The organism is Sphingosinicella rhizophila, from assembly GCF_032378825.1.
Taxonomy (GTDB): Bacteria; Pseudomonadota; Alphaproteobacteria; order Sphingomonadales; family Sphingomonadaceae; genus Allosphingosinicella; species Allosphingosinicella rhizophila.
The window spans coordinates 271,901-287,547 of record NZ_JAVUPU010000006.1 but is presented as its reverse complement, the minus strand read 5'-3'; the positions used below and the strand labels follow the sequence as shown (position 1 = coordinate 287,547).

General features: G+C 64.4%; 14 protein-coding genes and 1 pseudogene. 7 read left to right on the top strand and 8 right to left on the bottom strand.

The window, feature by feature from the left end:
- Positions 1–103 precede the first annotated feature (103 nt).
- Entirely contained in the window at positions 104–898 is a 795-nt protein-coding gene (gene murI, locus RQX22_RS13680; RefSeq protein WP_315727101.1) for a glutamate racemase, read from the bottom strand.
- Between the two features lie 112 nt (positions 899–1,010).
- On the opposite strand from murI, the gene plsY reads away from it, so the two are divergent.
- From plsY to RQX22_RS13660, 4 genes and pseudogenes are all read left to right on the top strand, one after another.
- On the top strand, positions 1,011–1,634 hold the full coding sequence (plsY, locus tag RQX22_RS13675) for a glycerol-3-phosphate 1-O-acyltransferase PlsY (RefSeq protein ID WP_315727100.1): 624 nt from the start codon (positions 1,011–1,013) through the stop codon (positions 1,632–1,634).
- Positions 1,627–2,723, top strand: a pseudogene (gene dprA, locus RQX22_RS13670) (DNA-processing protein DprA). The gene plsY and the pseudogene dprA overlap by 8 nt, the downstream one beginning before the upstream one ends.
- A gap of 93 nt (positions 2,724–2,816) precedes the next feature.
- Positions 2,817–5,348 (top strand): type I DNA topoisomerase, encoded by a 2,532-nt coding sequence (gene topA, locus RQX22_RS13665; RefSeq protein WP_315727099.1) that lies wholly within the window; start codon positions 2,817–2,819, stop codon positions 5,346–5,348.
- Positions 5,349–5,356: 8 nt separating this feature from the next.
- Positions 5,357–5,683, top strand: a complete 327-nt coding sequence (locus tag RQX22_RS13660; RefSeq protein WP_315727098.1) for a hypothetical protein — start codon at positions 5,357–5,359, stop codon at positions 5,681–5,683.
- On the opposite strand, the gene RQX22_RS13655 is transcribed toward RQX22_RS13660, so the two are convergent.
- From RQX22_RS13655 to RQX22_RS13635, 5 genes are read right to left on the bottom strand one after another with little or no spacing between them, the layout of a single operon-like run.
- Entirely contained in the window at positions 5,659–6,432 is a 774-nt protein-coding gene (locus RQX22_RS13655; protein WP_315727097.1) for a HesA/MoeB/ThiF family protein, read from the bottom strand. The two genes, RQX22_RS13660 and RQX22_RS13655, sit on opposite strands and share 25 nt — an antisense overlap.
- Complete coding sequence (dut, locus tag RQX22_RS13650; RefSeq protein ID WP_315727096.1) at positions 6,429–6,878, bottom strand: dUTP diphosphatase; 450 nt, start codon at positions 6,876–6,878, stop codon at positions 6,429–6,431. Before dut ends, RQX22_RS13655 begins: the two co-directional genes overlap by 4 nt.
- Positions 6,865–8,043, bottom strand: coding sequence for a bifunctional phosphopantothenoylcysteine decarboxylase/phosphopantothenate--cysteine ligase CoaBC (coaBC, locus tag RQX22_RS13645; protein ID WP_315727095.1), 1,179 nt, complete (start codon positions 8,041–8,043; stop codon positions 6,865–6,867). The genes dut and coaBC overlap by 14 nt, the downstream gene beginning before the upstream one ends.
- Positions 8,044–8,047: 4 nt before the next feature.
- Entirely contained in the window at positions 8,048–9,580 is a 1,533-nt protein-coding gene (ubiB, locus tag RQX22_RS13640) for a 2-polyprenylphenol 6-hydroxylase (RefSeq protein ID WP_315727094.1), read from the bottom strand.
- A gap of 36 nt (positions 9,581–9,616) precedes the next feature.
- Positions 9,617–10,345, bottom strand: a complete 729-nt coding sequence (locus tag RQX22_RS13635) for a class I SAM-dependent methyltransferase (protein ID WP_315727093.1) — start codon at positions 10,343–10,345, stop codon at positions 9,617–9,619.
- 46 nt (positions 10,346–10,391) lie between these two features.
- Here RQX22_RS13635 and mutM point away from each other — a divergent pair, with 46 nt between their 5' ends.
- The 3 genes from mutM (at position 10,392) to dnaA (ending at position 13,402) form a co-directional block, all read left to right on the top strand.
- Complete coding sequence (gene mutM / locus RQX22_RS13630) at positions 10,392–11,204, top strand: bifunctional DNA-formamidopyrimidine glycosylase/DNA-(apurinic or apyrimidinic site) lyase (protein WP_315727092.1); 813 nt, start codon at positions 10,392–10,394, stop codon at positions 11,202–11,204.
- Between the two features lie 135 nt (positions 11,205–11,339).
- Positions 11,340–11,603: a 30S ribosomal protein S20 gene (gene rpsT / locus RQX22_RS13625; RefSeq protein ID WP_315727091.1), complete on the top strand. Its 264-nt coding sequence runs from the start codon at positions 11,340–11,342 to the stop codon at positions 11,601–11,603.
- Positions 11,604–12,022: 419 nt separating this feature from the next.
- Positions 12,023–13,402, top strand: a complete 1,380-nt coding sequence (dnaA, locus tag RQX22_RS13620) for a chromosomal replication initiator protein DnaA (protein ID WP_315727090.1) — start codon at positions 12,023–12,025, stop codon at positions 13,400–13,402.
- Positions 13,403–13,421: 19 nt separating this feature from the next.
- On the opposite strand, the gene RQX22_RS13615 is transcribed toward dnaA, so the two are convergent.
- Positions 13,422–14,867: a retropepsin-like aspartic protease gene (locus RQX22_RS13615; RefSeq protein ID WP_315727089.1), complete on the bottom strand. Its 1,446-nt coding sequence runs from the start codon at positions 14,865–14,867 to the stop codon at positions 13,422–13,424.
- A 21-nt stretch (positions 14,868–14,888) separates the two neighbouring features.
- Positions 14,889–15,578, bottom strand: a complete 690-nt coding sequence (locus tag RQX22_RS13610) for a DUF4136 domain-containing protein (protein ID WP_315727088.1) — start codon at positions 15,576–15,578, stop codon at positions 14,889–14,891.
- Positions 15,579–15,647 lie beyond the last annotated feature (69 nt).

The following is a 15,647-nucleotide window of genomic DNA, read 5'->3' as shown; positions in this document are numbered from 1 at the left end:
CTCGGCATGAAGCCGATCAATGGCCTGCGCGAAGATCCGCTGATAATCCAATTGCTCTTCCCCGGTGATCGGGCGCCCTATAACGGCTTTTGCGCTAAAAAAGCTAGAGCTTCTCGACGCGGGTGATCCCGTAGCGTGCGAGGCCCTCGCGATAATGGTGGATCCCGGTCGCCCCTGTGAACAAGGCCAGATCCTCCGGCCGCTCCTCCGGCCAGAGCGTGTCTCGAAGCAGCCAGGCGGTTCGCCTTGCAATACCTTCCTTGCCGTCGACGAACTGAATGGCGCGTCGGGAAGCGGCTTCGAGCTCGTCCTGGACCAGGGGGAAATGGGTGCAGGCCAGGACGATGGTGTCGATATCCTGGCCTCCAGGCTTCACGAAGAGCTCGCCCAATATCTGCCGGTAACGCTCGGATTCGCCCACTTCTCCGCGCAGCTTGGCTTCCGCCAGTTCGACCAGTTCCGCGGATCCATGGCGAATGACGGTACAGTCGGCCGCGAATTGTTCGGTGAGCCGGTCGACATAAGGCTGTCGCACGGTTGCCTCGGTCCCAAGCACGCCGATCGAGCGTGTTCGGGACAAGGCGGCTGCGGGCTTGATCGCGGGTACGGTCCCCACGATCGGCACGTCTAGCGCGGCCCGCACGGCATCGAGCGCGATCGTCGAGGCCGTGTTGCAGGCGATCACGATCAATTCGGGGTCGAACCGTTCCCCTAGCCGCCCCAGCAGGGCAGGCACTCTCGCCTCGATCTCCGACGTCGCCTTGGTGCCATAGGGATAGCCTGCGCTGTCGGCGACATAGACGATCGGCGCGGCCGGAAGCAGGGCCCGGATCGGGCGGAGGACCGAAAGACCGCCGACACCCGAGTCGAAAATGAGGATCGGCCGCGGCTTTGACATTCCTTCATGTCTTAGCGCCGGCGACGCCGCCCGCAAGCAGACGCGTCTTTCCAAACCTAAATTGTTGCGGAGCCATTATGTTTTGATAGGGTCGTCAGGTTGGGGGAACGAAGTGGATCTTGAACTCATCGCCGCGCCGTTGCTCGCCTTTCTCGCCGGCTATGCGCTGGGCGCGATCCCGTTCGGGGTTCTGCTGACGCGCCTCACCGGTGCGGGCGATCTCAGGACGATCGGATCGGGCAATATCGGCGCCACCAACGTTCTTCGCACCGGTCGCAAGGGGCTGGCGGCGGCCACCCTGCTGCTCGACATCGTCAAGGGCACGGCGGCGCTGGCTGTCGCTTCCTTGCTATTCCCGGAACACATTTCCTTTGCCGCGTTCGGCGCCTTCATCGGGCATCTCTATCCCGTCTGGTTGAAATTCGCCGGCGGAAAAGGGGTCGCGACCTATTTCGGCCTGATCCTCGGTTATTGCATTCTCGGCGCCCTCCACTGGTGGGTGGCGGCCATCTATGCGGGGCTATGGGTGGGCACGCTGGCCCTGACGCGCTATTCCTCGGTGGCGGGAATGACGGCGGCCTTGCTGTCGCCGGCGGCGGCGGCGGTGTCCGGCCGGTTCGATCTCGCTCTTCTTTTTCTGGGTTTCGGCCTGATCCTGTTCTGGAAGCATCGCGCCAATCTGGAGCGCCTGCTGGCCGGCACCGAGCCGCAGGTCGGCGGCCGCAAGGATGGCTGACTTCGTTAGCGAGGATCAGATTGCTCGCCTACGCTTGATCCGCTCGGAGCGGATCGGCCGGTGACCTATTTCCAGCTGCTCTCCCGTTTCGGTTCGGCTGCGGACGCTCTGGCCGCCATTCCGGATCTCGCCTCGCGCGGCGGGGGCTCGCCGCCCAGGCTAGCCTCTCGCGCCTTCGTGGAGCGCGAGGCGGAGGCAGTGGCGAAAGCCGGCGCTCGCTATCTGTTCGCAGGCCAGGGGCTTTACCCGCTTGTGCTCGCTGAGACCGAGGCCGCTCCTCCGGTTCTGATCGCAAAAGGCGAGCTGCGGCTGCTCGACAAGCCCGCCATTGCGATGGTCGGCGCGCGCAACGCCTCCGCCGCCGCCGTTCGTTTCGCGCGTCAGCTGGCGCAGGGCCTCGGGGCCGCCGGCTTGGTCCTGGTCTCCGGACTGGCGCGGGGCATCGACACGGCCGTGCATGACGGATCGCTGGAAACGGGCACGGTCGCCGTCGTCGCCGGCGGCATCGACATCTTCTATCCGCCCGAAAACGAGCAGAGGCAGCGCCTGATCGCCGAGCGCGGCCTGGTCATTGCCGAACAGCCGCCCGGCGTCGAGCCGCGTGCCCGCCACTTTCCGTACCGCAACCGCATCATCGCCGGTATGTCCCTCGGCACGGTCGTGGTCGAAGCCGCACCGCGATCGGGATCGCTCATTACCGCGCGGAACGCGGCCGAATATGGTCGCGAGGTCATGGCCGTTCCCGGATCGCCGCTCGATCCGCGCGCGCAAGGCTGCAACCTCCTGATCCGCGAGGGCGCCACCCTGGTCCAGAATGTCGCCGACGTGCTCGAGACGATCCGCCCCTTTCAGCTGCGGCCGCTTGCCCAGCCGCGAAATTCCTATGTCCACCCCCCGGCGTCGCCGGACATGGACGAGGGCGAGCGCGCCATCGTCCTGGATCTGCTGAGTCCCACGCCCGTCGCCATCGATGAGATCATCCGCCAGTCCGCCTTATTGCCGGCGACGGTGCAGATCTTGCTTCTGGAGCTCGAATTGGCCGGCCGGATCGAACGCCATGCCGGTGGTCGGGTCAGCATCTGCGCATGACCGGGATTTTCGCGGATCGCCTTCACTTCTTTGCTTGACGGGCGTGCGTCTGGATCACCACCCTACACGTGTGCGCGTAAAAGGGGCCCATTTGTGAAGCTTGTCGTCGTCGAATCGCCTGCCAAGGCAAAAACCATCGAGAAATACCTGGGCAGCGAGTATCGCGTGCTCGCATCCTATGGCCATGTCCGGGATCTGCCCCCCAAGGACGGCTCGGTCGATCCCGATGCCGGCTTCGCCATGCAGTGGGAAGCCTATGCCGACAAAGCACGCCAGCTCAAGGCCATCACCGACGAGGCCAAGAAGGCGGACGCACTGATCCTTGCCACCGACCCGGACCGGGAAGGCGAGGCGATCAGCTGGCATGTGCAGGAGGTGCTCCAGAAGCGCCGCGCGCTGCCGGCCCATGTCGAGCGCGTGACCTTCAACGCGATCACCAAGTCCGCGGTCACCGAGGCGATGAAACGGCCACGCGCGCTCGACGAGGATCTGATCGACGCCTATCGGGCGCGCCGCGCGCTCGACTATCTGGTCGGCTTCACATTGTCGCCGGTGCTGTGGCGCAAGCTGCCCGGTGCCAAGTCGGCGGGCCGGGTCCAGTCGGTCGCGCTTCGCCTGATCGTCGATCGCGAGCGCGAGATCGAGCTTTTCCGGCCCCAGGAATATTGGAGCGTGGATGCCTTGATGGAGGCGGACGGCCAGGAATTCCTCGCCCGCCTGGTACGCTTCCGCGGCGCGAAAGTGGACCGGCTGACGATAAGCGAGGCCGGAACGGCCGAGGCCGCGAAGCAGGCGGTCGAGGCGGGACGGTTCACTGTCGCCACGGTCGAGACCAAGCCGGTGTCCCGCAACCCGCCGCCGCCGTTCACGACATCGACCCTGCAGCAGGAGGCCGCCCGCAAGCTCGGCTTTGCCGCCAGCCACACGATGCGGATCGCTCAGGCGCTCTACGAAGATGGCGCGATCACCTATATGCGGACGGACGGCGTTCAGATGGCGGAGGAGGCGATTTCCGCCGCGCGGCGCGCGGTCGTCGATCGCTACGATGCCGGCTATGTGCCGGACCAGCCGCGCCATTATGCGACCAAGGCCAAGAATGCACAGGAGGCGCATGAGGCGATCCGTCCGACCGATTTCGGTCGCGACCGGGCGGGCTCGGGCGATCATGGCCGGCTCTATGATTTGATCTGGAAGCGTGCGCTGGCCAGTCAGATGGCCTCCGCCCGCCTGCAACGGACGGTAGTCGAGCTGACCGACGGCAGCGGCCAGACCGGCTTGCGCGCCAACGGCCAGGTCGTCTTGTTCCCGGGCTTCCTCGCCCTTTACGAAGAAGGCCGCGACGAGCCGGAAGATGAGGAATCGCGCCGCCTGCCGCGCCTTTCCGAGGGTGATGCGCCGGCGAAGAAGAAGGTGATTGCGGAACAGCATTTCACGCAGCCGCCGCCCCGTTATTCCGAAGCCAGCCTCGTGAAGAAGATGGAGGAACTCGGCATAGGTCGTCCCTCCACTTACGCCTCCGTGCTGCAGACGCTGAAGGATCGCGACTATGTGACGGTCGAAAGGAACCGCTTCTTCCCGGCCGAGAGCGGGCGCCTGGTCACGGCGTTCCTCGAACGCTTCTTCGATCGCTATGTGTCCTACGATTTCACCGCCGGGCTGGAGGACAGCCTCGATGAGATCAGCGGGGGGCGCGCCCAATGGCAGAAGGTGCTCGAAGCCTTCTGGAAGGATTTCAAGCCGAAGACCGCCGAGATCATGGAACAGCAGCCTTCGGCCGTCACTGCGGCGCTCGACGAATTTCTCGCGCCCTACCTCTTTCCGGACAAGGCGGATGGCGGCGACGCCCGCCTGTGCCCGGCCTGCGGCGAAGGGCGGCTGGCGCTTCGCGGCGGGCGGTTCGGCGCCTTCGTCGCCTGCTCCAACTATCCGGAGTGCAAGTTCACCCGCCGCTTCGCCCAGGGCGGCGACGAGGCCGGCCAGGATACCGGTCCCGAAATCCTCGGCCAGCATCCCGAAAGCGGGGAGGAGATTACGAGGAAAAGCGGCCGCTTCGGCCCCTATGTCGAAATGGGCCAGGGCAAGGAGGCCAAGCGATCGTCCATCCCGAAGGATGCGGGCGAACTCGACCTGGAACTGGCGATCAAATTGCTATCGCTGCCGCGGACGATCGGAACCCATCCGGAAAGCGGCAAGCCGATCACCGCGTCGATCGGGCGCTATGGTCCCTATCTCGCCCATGACGGCAAATATGCGCGGCTCGGTTCCACGGCCGAAGTTTTCGAAACCGGCATGAACACGGCCGTGGCCAAGCTTGCCGATGCCGCGAACAGCAAGGGGCAGCGAGGCGGAGCGCGTGAGCCGTTGAAAGTGCTCGGGGTGCATCCACGGACCGAGGCCGAGATCCGACTGATGGAAGGCCGCTTCGGTCCCTATGTCACCGACGGCACGACCAACGCGACTCTGCCGAAAACAATCGTCCCCGACACGCTCACTCTGGAGGAAGCCGCCCAGCTGATCGACGAGCGGGCCGCGAAGGGGCCGGCGGCTAAGAAAGGCAAGGGCCGGAAGGCGCCCGCGAAGAAGACCGCGGCAAAGAAAGCGCCGGCGAAAGCGAAGAAAAGCTGAAGCGGTCGGTGCTGCGCTGGTGGACGATCAAGCGGGCGACTGGGATCGGCGTAACCGCCGCTGTCGCCGCCCTGATCTTCTGGCCGCTCCACGAAAGCTGGACCTATCTCGTCTGGCCCCAGCTTTTGCTGGCCGGCCTTGCGGGGTTGAGCGGCGTCTCGATCATCTTCATCACCCTGGGCGATTTGCGGCTGAACCGGCACAGGAGCAGCAGGCTTCGTCCGCTAAGAATCTTCGATCTGGCCGTCGCGACCCTGCTGATCGCACTGGCCTATGTGCAGATGGATAGCCTGTGGGGACAATTGCCTGCTCACGTGCCGGCCGGCGATGATTGAACGCATGCGCGGCAGCCCGGATCCTTGACGATCCTGAGGCTCCTCATGGCGGGGACCAAGCCGTCGAAGATATGAACCTTTCCGGCAGCCTCGCCGCCGAAGCCGTTGATCTGACGGATTGACTCGAGCGCCGCCCAGCTGCCGGCCATTCCGGACACGGCGCCGAGCACGCCCAGTTCCGCGCAGCTGTCGCAATCCTCGGCATCGAAGGCGTCGCCGACGAAGCAGCGATAGCAGGGCTTGTCCGCCTCCCAGCCTCGCCATGTGCCGATCTGGATCTGGAACTGGCCAATCGCGGCCGAGACGAGCGGAATGCGGGCGCGGGTGCAGGTGTCGGACACGGTCAGCCTTGTGGCGAAATTGTCGCTCCCGTCGAGAACCAGGTCCGCATCGGCGAGCAGCCCGCCGGCATTGCCCGCGTGGAGCCGCTCCCGCCGCGCTTCGAAATGCACGTCCGGGTTGAGCCGTCGCACCGCCTCGGCGGCCAGCTCGGCCTTCGCACGACCGACATCATCGGTTCCGAACAATATCTGACGCTGGAGATTGTCGAGGGTGACGATGTCGTCGTCGATCACGGTCAGCCGCCCAATCCCGGCCGCGGCGAGATATTGCAGAGCCGGGCAGCCGATGCCGCCGGCGCCGATCAGGACGATATGGGCGGCCAGCAGCCGCATCTGTCCTCCCCCGCCTATTTCCTTGAGGACGATATGGCGGGCGTAACGGTCGAGCTGGCTGTCGGTGAGGATCACTGGCCTGTGGAGCCGAAGCCCCCGGCACCGCGGACGGTTTCGTCGAGGCTTTCCGCCTCACGCAAGCGCACCCGCTGCACCGGCGCGGGGACCAGCTGGGCGATCCGTTCGCCGCGCACCACATCGAAGGGTTCGCTGCCCAGATTGGCAAGGATCACCTTCACTTCGCCACGATAGTCGCTGTCGATCGTGCCCGGCGTGTTGAGGCAGGTGATGCCATGCTTGAAAGCGAGGCCTGACCGTGGCCGGACCTGGACTTCATAGCCCTCGGGGATGGCGATGGCGAAGCCGGTGGCAACGGCGTGTCGTGCGCCCGGCGCCAGTGTCAGGCTCTCCGCGGCGACCACATCCATGCCGGCGGCGCCGTGGCTTGCATAAAGGGGAAGCGGCAGGCCTTCGCCATGATCGAGGCGGCGGAGGCGTATCTCAATTTCAGGCAAGGGCATCGGCGATCCTGTCGGCGAGTCGGTGAGCAATTTCCCGTTTCGACGCCCGTTCCCAGCTTTCGGCGCCGTCCGCGGTGATGAGATGAACCTTATTGTCGTCGCCGCCCATCGGATCTTCCGAGACATCGTTGGCGACGATCCAGTCGCAGCGCTTGCGGGCGAGTTTCGCCTGGCCTTCCGCGATGGCATTACCGGTTTCGGCGGCGAAGCCGATAAGGAGCCGGGGCCGTTGCGGACTGGCGGCGAGCCCGGCGAGGATATCGGGATTGGCCGACCAGGCGAGCGCGGGCGGTCCGTCCGCCTTCTTGAGCTTCGCTGGTGCGACGTCGACCCGCCAATCGGCGACCGCGGCCGCCATGATGGCGGCTTCGGCCGGCAAGGCGGCCTCCACGGCGGCTTGCATCTCGGCGGCCGTCTCGACGTCGATTCGGGCGATGCCGGGCGGAGTCGCCAGCGTGACGGGCCCGGCCACCAGGGTCACCCGCGCGCCCATGTCCGCCAGCGCTTCGGCTATGGCGAAGCCCTGCTTGCCCGACGAGCGATTGGCGAGCATCCGCACCGGATCGATTGGTTCATGGGTTGGCCCGGCCGTGACGATGATATGCCGCTCGGCCAGCTTCTGCTGCGCCGCGAGGGCGCTTGAAATCCCGGCCAGCAACGCCAGTGGTTCGGGCAGGCGGCCCGGGCCGAACTCGCCGCAGGCCATCTCGCCTTCGTCCGGCTCGACGATCGTGACGCCGTGCCTCCTGAGCCGCGCGACGTTGCGGCGGGTGGCCTCATGCTCCCACATGCGGACGTTCATGGCCGGCGCCGCAAGCACCTTCTTGTCGGTGGCAAGCAGCAATGTCGTCGCGAGATCGTCGGCGATTCCCGCAGCCATCTTGGCGAGCAGGTCCGCAGTGGCGGGACAGACGACGACCAGATCGGCCTCCCGGCTGAGCTGGATATGACCCATTTCCGTCTCGTCCTTGAGGTCCCAGAGGCTGGAATAGACCGGATTCTCCGACAAAGCGGCCAGGGTCATCGGCGTAACGAAATGCTTGCCGCCGTCAGTAAGGACGCAGCGCACGGCGGCGCCCTGCTTGCGAAGCAGGCGGATCAGCTCGCAGGCCTTGTAGGCCGCGATGCCGCCGCCGATGATCAGGAGGATGCGCTTGCCCCGCATGGCTTCAATGTAGGAACAGCACGGCCGCGGCGCCAGCGGCGGCCGAGAACAGGGCGATGAGGATGGCGCGGCCATAATAGAGCGGCTGGACGACGACTACATTCGGCAGCGGCGGGCCGGGCGGCGCCGCGCCTGGCGGCGGATAATAATGATCGATGCGGCGTATCAGTTCGGGGAGCTTGCGCAGCGTCCGGATGTTGCGGACCAGTTCGTCCGCCAGAGCGGTTTCCGGGCCGAGCTCGCTGCGCAGCCATTCACGCAGGAAGGGCTCCGAGGTCTCCCACATATTGATATCGGGATCGAGCGCGGTTGCGACGCCTTCCTCCATGACCATGGTCTTTTGGAGCAGGAGGAGATGCGGCTGGGTCGGCATGTCGAAGTCGCGCGTGATCGTGAAGAGGCCGTCGAGCATCTGCCCGATCGAAATCTCCTTCACCGGCAAGCCGCGGATGGGCTCTCCGACCGCACGGAGCGCCGTCGCGAATTCGGCGACGTCATGGTGCCCGGGCACATATTGCGCTTCGAAATGAATTTCGGCCACGCGGCGGTAATTGCCGGTGATCAGGCCGTAGAGTATTTCGGCGAGCCAAAGCCTGGCTTGCCGGTCGATCCTGCCCATGATGCCGAAGTCGATCGCGGCGAGGCGGCCATCGGCAAGCGCGAAAAGATTGCCCTGGTGGAGATCGGCGTGGAAGAAGCCGTCGACCACCGCCTGGCGCAGGAAGGCCCGGACCAGAGTGGCGGCAAGCTCCGGGAGGTCGTGGCCGGCGGCCACCAATGCGTCGCGGTCGGTCAGCTTGATTCCGTCGATCCACTCCAGCGTCATCACCCGACGCGCCGTCCGGCTCCAATCGATCTCGGGCACGAAGAAGCCGCCTTCCGCGATCAGATTTTCCCTCAGCTCCGAGGCCGAAGCGGCCTCGCGGCGAAGGTCCAGCTCGCGCGCCGTCCATTGCCGGAAGTGCGCGATGACGAGGCGCGGTCTGAGCCGTGCCGCTTCGCCGCCCATATTCTCGATCTGGGCGGCCGCCCACTCATAGGTGTCGATCGCCCGTGCGAAATCTTCCTCGATATTGGGCCGCAGCACCTTGATCGCCACCTGCCTGCCCTCTGTGGTGATGGCGCGATGGACCTGGGCGATGGAAGCCGCACCGACCGGTTCGGGATCGATGTGGGAGAAGATCCGTTCGATCGGCCGTTCCAGCCCTTGTTCGATCGCCTGCTTGATCTCCTCGAAGGGGGCGGGCGGCAGGCTGTCCTGCAGCAGGCTGAGATCGCGCGCCGCATCCTCGCCGACCAGATCTGGCCGGGTCGCCAGGGCCTGGCCCAGCTTGATCGCCGCCGGCCCGATCTGCTGGAAGGCCCGGGCATAGGTCGGGACTTTTGGGATCCGCGCGCCGAAGCGGGCGATCCGTGCCAGGCGCCGGACCGGGGCGGGGGTGTTGGGGTCGCGCTCAATCCCTCGGAGGGCGCCGTGGCGCGCCAGCACGCGGCCCCATTTCACGAGCCGCCAGAGGTGGACGATGGGTCTCGTCACTTCGGCAGTCCATCGCTAGCTGGTCTTGGCTGCAACTCAGATCTTCCAACCGCTGTGGATCGCGACCAGGCCGCCGAGAATCGGATCGACCCGGCTTTGTGCGAAGCCGGCTTTGTCGATCATCGCCCTGAACTGATCCATGCCGGGAAAGCGGCGGATCGATTCCACCAGATAGCGATAACTTTCCTCGTCCTGCGCCACCGCCTTGCCGATCTTCGGCACGACGTGCAGCGAATATTGATCGTAAAGCCGCGCGAATCCGGGCCAGGTGGTGGTCGAGAATTCAAGGCAGTAGAAACGCCCGCCGATCCGCAGCACGCGATGCGCCTCGTCCAGGGCTTGCTGGACATGGGTCACGTTGCGGATGCCGAAGGCGATCGTATAGGCATCGAAGCTCTGGTCGGCGAAGCTCAGCGCCTCGGCATTTTCCTGGGCCCAGACCAGGCCGTCGATGCCGCGCCGCTTCGCCTTGTCCATGCCGACCTCCAGCATCTCGCGGCTGATGTCGGCGACCGTGATCTGCGCACCCGATTCAGCCAGCCGGAAGGCGATGTCGCCGGTGCCGCCGGCCATGTCGAGTATGGCCTCGCCGCGCCTCGGCTTCACCCGCCGGACGAACTGATTCTTCCATTCGCGATGCATGAAACCGGACATGAGGTCGTTCATCAGGTCGTAGCGCGCGGCGACCCGGGAGAAGACCGAACCCACGCGGCGCGTCTTCTCGTCGGGCGGCACATCCTCATAGCCGAAAGAAACCTTGTCCATGCGGCTGCCTCTAGACGATTTTTGGAAAAGGGTGAAAGGAGCATTCATGCCCGAACTGCCCGAGGTCGAGACAACTTTGCGCGGCCTTGTCCCCGTCCTCGAAGGACATAGGCTGGTTCGCGTCGAGACGCGCCGGCCGGACCTCAGGCGGCCATTCCCCCCCGACCTGCGGCAGCGACTTACCGGCGCGACCGTCACCGGCCTTCGCCGGCGCGCCAAATATGGCTGGATCGACACCGACCGGGGCGACACTTTGGTCTTCCATCTCGGCATGTCCGGGCGCTGGCGGATCGATCCGGCCGAACTGGGGCCGCACGATCATTTCCTCCTGCAAACGGAAACGGGCCGGACCCTGACGCTCAACGACCCTCGGCGGTTTGGCTCGATCGATCTGGTGCCCACTTGCGGGCTGGAAGATCTGGAGCCGTTCTTGAAAATGGGTCCCGAACCGCTCGGATCCCATTTTTCCCCCGACTATCTTAACCAGGCGCTTGCCGGCCGCCTTGCACCCATCAAGGCGCTTTTGCTCGATCAGCGGATCGTCGCCGGACTCGGCAACATCTATGTTTGCGAGGCTCTTCACCTGGCCGGGATCGCGCCCGACCGGGCCGGGGGCAAGATCACGCGTCCGCGCCTGGCGCGACTCGTGGAGGCGATCCGGGAGGTCCTGCTGGCAGCGATCGAAGCCGGCGGCTCGAGTCTGCGCGATTATGCCCGTCCCGACGGACAGCTTGGCTATTTTTCGAAGCAATGGCGGGTTTACGGCCGGGAAGGAGAGGCCTGTTCGTGCGGAGGCACGATCCAGAGACGGGCAGAGGGCGGCCGATCGACCTTCTTCTGCCGGCGCTGCCAGCGTTGAGCCTGAACATTCGAACAGAGCCGGGGCGGGGCGGAAGCGGTTGACCGGACCGCGCATCTTGCGTAGAGGGCGCGCCTGACCGGTGCGGTGGGATTCCGCGCCGCTTTTCTTTTCAAGATCAAGAGGCACTTCAAGATGGCGAATACGCCGCAGGCAAAGAAACGCATCCGTCGCAATGATCGCCGTGCGACCATCAATGGCGCCCGGGTCAGCCGCATCCGCACGTTCATCAAGCAGCTGGAAACCGCTCTCGCCGCCGGCGACAAGGATCAGGCCGCCGCCGCGATGAAGAAGGTACAGCCGGAGCTTGCCCGGGGCGTCGCCAAGGGCGTGTTCCACAAGAATACCGCAGCGCGAAAAATCTCGCGGCTGACGAAGCGCGTTGCCGCTCTCGGCTAAGCCATTCTAATGTCTTGACCTCCGCCCGCCGGTTGCAAAACCGGCGGGTTTTTTCGTGTCCGAAGCCGATTTGAATAACCCTAGGATTTCCCGCGATTCGCGCGCCATGGGATCGGAAAAATGGCGGAAAACTGCGGATTTTTCCCGCTCCCTCGGGAATCCGTTGTCAACGACTTTATTTCACATAAATGTAATTTTCTGGCCTTGATCAGCGGCCGTTCGCGTATCTAAAAGCATTCCTCCGGGGGATGAGTTTCACCGGACACACACAGCATCGAGCGTTTCTCGATTCGGAGGCACCCGGGAGGTGTTTTCGTCGATGGGAGTGCTTTGCTCAGAAAATATGGCCGAACGAACGGCCTGGATGAAGGGGGGCCGGCGTGATCGTCAAGTCGGGAAGAGGGGCAGGGGCTGCAATCTTGGAAGCGAATGCTGCCGATCCGATCCAGTCGGCGTGGGAGATGATTCGCTCCGGTCTCAGACGCGATTGCGGTACTCGCACCTTCGACGGCTGGCTTCGCCCCATCGCGCTCGGCGATTTCGATCCCGATACCGCCACTTTGCGTCTCGAACTGCCGTCCCAGTTCATGGCCGATTGGGTGCAGACCCATTTCTCCGAACGGCTCGGGCTGGCGTGGCGAACGACCCTTCCCATGGTTCGGCACATCCTTATCGGCGTCGGGGCGAACGCGCCGCGGACCGCGGCGGTCGTGGAAATCCCTGCACCCGCCGAGGCGGACGAGCCGTCCGCGGCGAAGCAGAACGGCAATCTCTATTCCGGCGCGCTCGAGCCGCGTTACCGGTTCGAGAATTTCGTCGTGGGCAAGGCCAATGAGGTCGCCTTCAATGCTGCCCGCACCTTGGCATCGGCCCAGAATGTCGCCTTCAACCCACTTTTCCTCCACGGCGGTACGGGCCGCGGCAAGACGCATCTACTTCATGCCATTGGCCACGAATTCCATCGCCTGAATCCACGCGGCAAGATCGTCTACATGTCGGCCGAAAAGTTCATGGTCGAGTTCGTTGCGGCGTTGCGCGCCAACGAAACGATTCAGTTCAAGCAGCAATTGCGCTCGGCCGATCTGCTGATGATCGACGACGTCCAGTTCATCGCCGGCAAGGAATCGACTCAGGAAGAATTCTTCCACACGATGAACGAGATCATCTCGGCCGGGCGGCGGCTCGTGATCAGCTCCGACCGTGCGCCGCAGGACCTCGACGGAATCGAGCCGCGTATCCTGTCGCGCCTGTCGTGGGGGCTGGTTGCGGATATCAACCAGGCCGATCTCGAGCTTCGACTCAACATCATCATCAAGAAGCTGGAGGCGTTTCCGGACGTCGCCGTGCCCAATGACGTGAGGATGTTCCTTGCCAAGAGGATCAGTTCCAACGTCCGCGAACTGGAAGGAGCGCTAAACCGTATCGCCGCTTATGCGATGATGCAGAGCAGGGTGATCGACCTGGATTTCGTGACCGAGGTCCTTGCCAATATCCTCCGCGCCAATCAGCGTCGTATTTCCATCGACGAAATCCAGGGTCGCGTGTCCGACCATTATCGCATCCGGAAGGCCGAAATGACGTCGGCACGCCGCGCGCGCGAAGTGGCGCGTCCGCGCCAGGTGGCGATGTATCTTTCCAAGCAGCTGACGCCGCGCTCGCTGCCGGAAATCGGCCGTCGCTTCGGCGGGCGCGATCATACCACGGTCATTCATGCCGTCCGTCAGATCGAGAAATTGCGCGCCCAGGATGCGGAGCTCGATGCCGATATCCGGCTACTGACGCGGCAGCTCGAAAGCTGAGATCCGAGCGGTCTGACGATCAATCGGCCGCTACGCTGCCCGGCTGGCGGGGAAAATGATAGCGCATGGTGTCGAAATCGAACGTCCATGAACCGAGGTGTCGCAGATATTGGTGGGAGATGAGCGCATCCAGCAGGATGCCGTTCCGCCAGTGGAATCCCTCTTCGACGAAGACGTTGCCGAGCGCATCGGTCGGCCCCCGGATCAGATCGCCGATACCGTGGGACCGGATGGGGACGGTGTAGAATTTCTGCCCCGGCACGGGGGTTCTGGTGAGCCCCAGCATGGTGACAGTCTCGTCCACGAGCACCAGCGGAACGCTCGCTGCCAGGCCCGAATCCAGCAGGATATTCAGATTCTTGCGATCGTTCAGGCGGCCCTTGGCGAACATCAGGTGGGTGCCCGCCATGACGAATGGCACTGAGATCGGATCGGCGTCGTCCTGGGATATGAGGAATTGCCGGCGCCCGGTTTCGCTTCGCTCGCGAAAGACCAGTTCCTTCCTGTCATAATCCACCGTGCTCAGAAACTGTTTCAGGATCTGAGTGGTGATGACGCCGTCGCTTTCGACGCCCATCGCCTTCCATTTGGCGACAATGACCGGCACATTTCCGAGGGTGACCCCACCAAGCCTGACCGAGTCGGCGACGCCCAGCGGTTCGTCGACGGTCTTGCCCTGGGTATAAGCGTAGCGCGACTTGCGATGGGATATGGTCCTGATGCCGACCCGAGCCGCCACGCCCTCATCGATGTAGAGACGGTCACCTCCCGTATCCAGGATGAATTCGACCGGATGGCCGTTGATCTCGAGTCGCATGACCGGGAGCGCGCCGGCCGGCGCGAAGTCGTTGACGATGGGAAGCCTGGCCACCTTGTCGGAGCCTTCCCAGCTGATCTGATAGGGCTGACCGTCGAAACGCTGCATGAAGGTCAGGAGGTCCGACAGATCTTCGTCATCTTCGCCCGCACCTTCTGACTTCGGCAGCGTCAGCGTCTTCGCTTTGGCATATTGGTTGGTCTGATAATGAACGAGGATGAGGCCTTCGATCGCGTCGCGATGGTCCGCCGATCCTGGCCGGCTGACGTCGGCCATGCGCTGGAACAGCCGCTCCGCTCCGACATAGTCGCCGAGAAAATAATCGATCGTCCCGCCGAGCTTGAGATCCCGTGGATCGGATGACTGCGATGTTGCAAGCGGGGCCATTATCTCCCTTGCGCGCTGCACGTCGCCCAGCTTGAACAACATGTCCGCATAAGCGCGCCTCGCGGCCGCGTCCGCAGGTGCGGCCTGAAAGGCAGAAGCACGTGCCGGCAAATCCTGTTCCAGGCTCTGCCGGTCGAAACCCGGCGCCGCCGGCTCCGCTCCCACGGCGGCGACGCCGGGTCCGGCGGGTGCGAGCGCCACGCCTAGGCTCCAGGCCGTGATGAGGATGAGGCTGTGAACGGAATCATATGCTGATTTCACCCTCACCCCCGGCCACATGCGTCAGTTGCGATCGCGTGGCGGCGGCGGCACGGTGATTCGCACCGTCTCGCCCGAACGGCCCGGGAATTCAGTGAACATCGCCTCGACCAGGTTGGGGACCAGATCCTCCAATTCGTCGGTGCGGGATCGCGCCTTGGCGGTGCCTTCGAACACCGACTGTCCGTCGGCCGTCCGGCGGATGTCGAGATCGAGGTAGGAGGTGAAGACGGTGTAGCTTCGGACATCGTCATAGCCAAAGCCGTAAGGTGAGTACCAGAAGAGGTCGTTCCAGCCATAATAGAATGGCGAATGACGGCCGTAGCGCGAATAGAAGGGACGATAGGCCCCGAAGCGCCCCCAGCCGCCGAAATAACCGAACGACCGGCTATAGCCGCCAGGATAGGAGACGACTTCCGTGCGACCATTATCGACACCATAATCCAGCGAGACGACGAGCGTCGCCGTCTGCGCCGACGGGGCTTCGCTATAGCCAAGTTCGGTCAGATGCCGCCGAACGAGATCGGCATAATGGGAAAATTCGAGACCGCCGCGATCTTCCAACGTGGCCGGCTGGATCACGAAGCTTTGTCCCTGCGGCGGCGGCATCGCCTCGAACCGGGAGACCTGGGCGGGAAAACCGGTTGCGCAGGCGCTGAGCGCGAGCAGGGCCGCTGGCGCGGCGACGGTGAGCAATTTCTTGGCAAAGGACATGATACGCGGCCTCTCTCGATCGACGACCATCCTACAGGGTCGGCGCTTCGTTGCAAAACCGCGCTGAAT

Bases quoted from the DNA above. Each gene is read 5' to 3' on its own strand.
- murI (WP_315727101.1), bottom strand. From the start codon at position 898: ATGTCAAAGCCGCGGCCGATCCTCATTTTCGACTCGGGTGTCGGCGGT.
- mutM (WP_315727092.1), top strand. From the start codon at position 10,392: ATGCCCGAACTGCCCGAGGTCGAGACAACTTTGCGCGGCCTTGTCCCC.
- RQX22_RS13610 (WP_315727088.1), bottom strand. From the start codon at position 15,578: ATGTCCTTTGCCAAGAAATTGCTCACCGTCGCCGCGCCAGCGGCCCTG.
- dut (WP_315727096.1), bottom strand. From the start codon at position 6,878: ATGCCCTTGCCTGAAATTGAGATACGCCTCCGCCGCCTCGATCATGGC.
- RQX22_RS13635 (WP_315727093.1), bottom strand. From the start codon at position 10,345: ATGGACAAGGTTTCTTTCGGCTATGAGGATGTGCCGCCCGACGAGAAG.
- rpsT (WP_315727091.1), top strand. From the start codon at position 11,340: ATGGCGAATACGCCGCAGGCAAAGAAACGCATCCGTCGCAATGATCGC.
- coaBC (WP_315727095.1), bottom strand. From the start codon at position 8,043: ATGCGGGGCAAGCGCATCCTCCTGATCATCGGCGGCGGCATCGCGGCC.